Origin of the sequence: Methylophaga sp. UBA5088, assembly GCF_002414625.1 — a bacterium.
Classification (GTDB): Bacteria; Pseudomonadota; Gammaproteobacteria; order Nitrosococcales; family Methylophagaceae; genus Methylophaga; species Methylophaga marina.
In genome coordinates, this window is the sequence record NZ_DIAC01000105.1 from 16,238 (window position 1) to 20,636 (window position 4,399).

Annotated in this window: 4 protein-coding genes; 2 read left to right on the forward strand and 2 right to left on the reverse strand. The window is 46.0% G+C overall.

The window, feature by feature from the left end; translation table 11 throughout:
- Positions 1 to 13: 13 nt before the first annotated feature.
- Together B4K20_RS13350 and B4K20_RS13355 are read left to right on the forward strand one after the other, a co-directional pair.
- The gene (locus tag B4K20_RS13350; RefSeq protein ID WP_286304175.1) at positions 14 to 460 is read left to right on the forward strand and encodes a YaiI/YqxD family protein; all 447 of its coding nucleotides are present in this window, start codon (positions 14 to 16) and stop codon (positions 458 to 460) included.
- Positions 461 to 532: 72 nt separating this feature from the next.
- Positions 533 to 1,057, forward strand: a complete 525-nt coding sequence (locus B4K20_RS13355) for a cytochrome b (RefSeq protein WP_289283243.1) — start codon at positions 533 to 535, stop codon at positions 1,055 to 1,057.
- Positions 1,058 to 1,095: 38 nt separating this feature from the next.
- Here the strand turns inward: B4K20_RS13355 and rep are convergent, their stop codons facing one another.
- Together rep and B4K20_RS13365 are read right to left on the reverse strand one after the other, a co-directional pair.
- The gene (gene rep, locus B4K20_RS13360) at positions 1,096 to 3,117 is read right to left on the reverse strand and encodes a DNA helicase Rep (protein ID WP_286304173.1); all 2,022 of its coding nucleotides are present in this window, start codon (positions 3,115 to 3,117) and stop codon (positions 1,096 to 1,098) included.
- A gap of 69 nt (positions 3,118 to 3,186) precedes the next feature.
- A partial coding sequence (locus B4K20_RS13365; RefSeq protein WP_289283244.1) for a YifB family Mg chelatase-like AAA ATPase occupies positions 3,187 to 4,399 on the reverse strand: 1,213 nt, incomplete at its 5' end.

Sequence of the window (4,399 nt, forward strand, 5' to 3'; positions counted from 1 at the left end):
ACCAGGAAGAATAATGCATATCTGGGTCGATGCCGACGCTTGTCCGGCTGTTATTAAAGAAATCCTGATTCGGGCTTCAAGACGCACCTCCCTGCCGCTGACCTTTATTGCAAACCACGCGATTAAGGTGCCGGCAGATAATCAAATTCAGTTTATTCAAGTCGCCTCAGGTTTTGACATGGCAGATGATGAGATAGCCCGCCGTGTTCAAATGAAAGATTTAGTTATCACTGCTGACATTCCACTTGCCAACGATGTGATTGATCGTGGCGGCATCTGCCTCAGCCCACGTGGTGAACTAATGGATAAAAGCAATATTGCTGCACGTTTAACCATGCGTAATTTTATGGATACCATGCGTTCAAGCGGTGTGGATACAGGTGGACAGAATGCCTTTAATCACCGTGACAGAATGCAGTTTGCCAATCAACTCGACAAAATTATTCAATCATCATTTTAATAAAAACCAAATAACCGGAACAATTGTATTGATAATTCTGTCTCAGCGATGGTTTTCACAAAGGAGAGAGAAATGATAAATGATTCGATAGACCGATATGGCAGTGTGACGCGTTTTTTCCACTGGTTAGTAGCCGTACTTGTTTTCCAACAATTTTTTAAATTTGCTGATCGGATTAACGATGGTAAACACTGGTTAGGCGACACGTTCGGTCCCTATCATGTGTCGATAGGCGCAATCATTATGATTCTCGCCATAGTGCGTTTATTGTGGAGTATGAAACAAAAAAATCAACGTCCGATTATTGAAGGTGCTAACAGCAAACTGGTAAAAACGGTACATAGCATCATGTATTTTTGCCTGATTGCTATGCCACCACTGGGTGCACTATATATCCATGGACATGGGTATCCAGTCAAAATATTTGGTCAGGTGCTCGTTGAAAAACCAGCAGATAAAGTGCAATGGGCCCATGATATCGGCGAGTTACACTCAGTATTAGCTATCGTACTGGTTATTTTGGTGGTCGGCCATATTGGCGCTGCACTCTACCATCACTTTATACGCAAAGACGACACGCTTCGCCGCATGGTTTAGCATAAAAAAGCCCGGTCACTTCAGTCACCGGGCTTTTTTTATTTCAGCATTTGCCGAATATTAGAGAGATGCGCCTTACCACGCTCTTTGCGTTCTTCCGGATCAGCCTGTGTTTTTTCAGACATCCAAATCAGATCATCTGATGGTAACTCACGAAGAAAACGGCTTTCCTCACACTCCATCTTCTCCCCATAACGCTTACGCGTATTGGCCATCGTCATGACCAGACTGCGTTGGGCTCGGGTAATACCGACATAGGTCAGGCGACGTTCTTCTTCGATGGTGCCTTCTTCGATACTAGTTCGGTGAGGCAGAATTTCTTCTTCCATGCCAATCATGAATACATGTGGAAACTCCAGACCTTTTGCAGCATGTAAGGTCATCAAATGCACGGCATCAGCTTGGTTTTCGTCTTCCTGACGATCCAGAATGTCCATCAATGTCAGTCTGGCTGCAATATCGCCAATACTTTTCTCTTCGGTATCATTTTCGATGATACGTTCAATCCAGCTCAACAGCTCGAGCACGTTGTCCATGCGCCGCTCTGCTTTATTCGGATCACCACTGGTCTCTTCCAGCCAACCACGATATTCGATTTCTTCGACCATATCGCGGATCGCACTCATTAAGTCACCACGTTTAGCTCTATCTGCAATATCAACCAACCAGTTAGCAAAATGGGTCAGATTCAGAATCGCTTTTTCAGGCAATTTTTCAGCCAGGCCCATCTCAAAGCAGGCACCAAACAAACTGGTTTTACGCTCAGTAGCATAATTACCGAGAGCTTGTAGAGTGCTTGAACCTATCCCACGGCGCGGCGTATTAATAACCCGAAGGAAGGCATTGTCATCATCCTGATTCGCTAGCAATCTCAGATAGGCCATGATGTCTTTCACTTCGATCCGTGAGAAAAACGATGTGCCGCCAGTTAAGAAGTAAGGCACATTATGTTCACGTAATACACGTTCAATCGGTCTGGACTGATGATTACTGCGATAGAGGATCGCATAATCTTTGAAACTGGCCTGATGTTTCAGCTTGTGATAAAGCAGCTCAGACACCACTTTTTCTGATTCATGATCATCATCTCGACAGCCGATCACCCGTATCGGATCACCCTCTCCCAGTGCACTCCATAATTGCTTTTCAAATACGTGAGGATTATTGCGTATCAGAGTATTAGCCACTCGTAGAATGCGGCTCATGGAACGGTAATTTTGTTCGAGTTTAATCAGTTTCAGACGAGGATAGTCGGTCTGTAGTTGTGCCAGATTTTCCGGTCGGGCACCACGCCATGAATAGACAGACTGATCATCATCACCTACCACTGTCAGTGCTTCACGAATGCCGACCAGCTGCTTGACCAGCTCATACTGGCAGCCATTGGTATCCTGATACTCATCCACTAATAAATAGTGAATACGCGCTTGCCACTTTTTTAATACTTCAGGATTTTCACGAAATAACACCACCGGTTTGAGTATCAAATCATCAAAATCAACGGCGTTATAGGCTTGTAACGCAGCGGTATAAAGTGGATACACTTTCGCTGCGGCCATTTGCGTACCTGCTTCAGCAATTTGCATGGCCTTGTCAGGCAGAATCAGCTGATTCTTCCACTCTGATATTTGCCACTGCACCTGTTCAGCATGCTCACTATCTGCAGCAAAATCACGTCCCATCAGATCACGTAATACCGCCAGACTGTCTTGAGCATCAAAAATAGAAAAACCACTGCGGTATCCGAGTGATTTATATTCACGGCGTAGAATATTCAAACCAAGTGTGTGGAAAGTTGAGACCATCAAACCACGTGCTGCCGCCGAATTTTGACGACTGGCCATCAATTCAGACACACGGGTTTTCATCTCACGCGCCGCTTTATTGGTGAAAGTGACTGCAGCAATATTTTTGGCTGGAATACCACATTGCTCAATCAGATAGGCAATCTTTCGGGTTATAACCCGCGTCTTACCACTACCGGCACCAGCTAAAACTAAGAGGGGTCCATCTATATGACGCGCAGCTTCCTGCTGCTGCGGGTTAAGATCATTGAGCATTAACGCCTCTGAAAACTACATGATCAAAAGAGTGTTTCCACTCAACAAATAAGGTAAAAAGCGGCAACATTAGTGACCTACATCAAGCCGACGATAGCTAATGGCTTCGCTGAGATGTTCAGTTTGTATTTGACGACTTCCTGCAAGATCAGCAATCGTTCTCGCCACTTTTAGAATTCGATGGTAGGCCCGTGCTGATAGTCCAAGGCGGACAATCGCCTTTTCCACTAGCTGATAATCGTCTTCACTCAACAGACACACATCCTCAATTTCTTTTTGGTCTAACAAATTATTGGCTTTACGCTGTCGATCGAGCTGTCTCTTGCGGGCTTTTTCTACTCGATGCCGAACCTGTTCTGAATATTCGGCTGTCACATCGACATGTTGATGTCTTAATAAGCTTTTATCTACCGCAGGCACGTCAACCAACATATCAATTCTGTCCAGCAATGGGCCGGAGACTTTAGCACGATAGCGACGAACTTGCTCTTCTGTGCACCGACAGCGAGACTCGCCCAGATAACCACATGGACACGGATTCATGGCTGCCACCAGTTGAAAGCGGGCTGGAAACTCCGCCTGATGAGCTGCTCTCGACACCGAGATTTTGCCAGATTCTATTGGCTCGCGCAGCACTTCCAACACACGCCGGTCAAACTCAGGGAGTTCATCAAGAAAAAGTACGCCATTATGCGCTAATGATATTTCTCCCGGTCTCGGATGACTGCCTCCCCCCACTAAAGCCACAGCAGATGCTGTGTGATGAGGTGAACGAAATGGACGCTGACGCCAATGACCAGGATCAAAACCGTTAGAAGCAATAGAATGTATGGCTGCCGTTTCTACTGCTTCAGCTTCAGACATCGTGGTTAATATGCCGGGTAATCGGCTGGCAAGCATGGTTTTCCCTGTGCCAGGCGGTCCACAAAATAAAATACTGTGTGAGCCTGCTGCGGCAATCTCTAGTGCTCTTCTTGCATGAGACTGCCCTCGAATATCAATGAGATCTGGATAGTCTGCTGCATCAGATAAATCTGGTGAACTCGCCAGGTTAAGTCGTTGCTGTCCATGTAAATGCGCGCATACGGCGAGCAAATTATCCGCCCCAAAACTCTCGCATTGTTCAATTAAGGCTGCTTCGCCGGCATTGATTTCTGGCAGAATCAATGTACGTTTAGCTGCCGATGCAGCCAGTGCGGTTGGCAATACGCCCCGCACAGAACGACATTCGCCAGCCAGCCCTAATTCACCAATAAATTCCTTATCAGCAATTGTCTGCAGT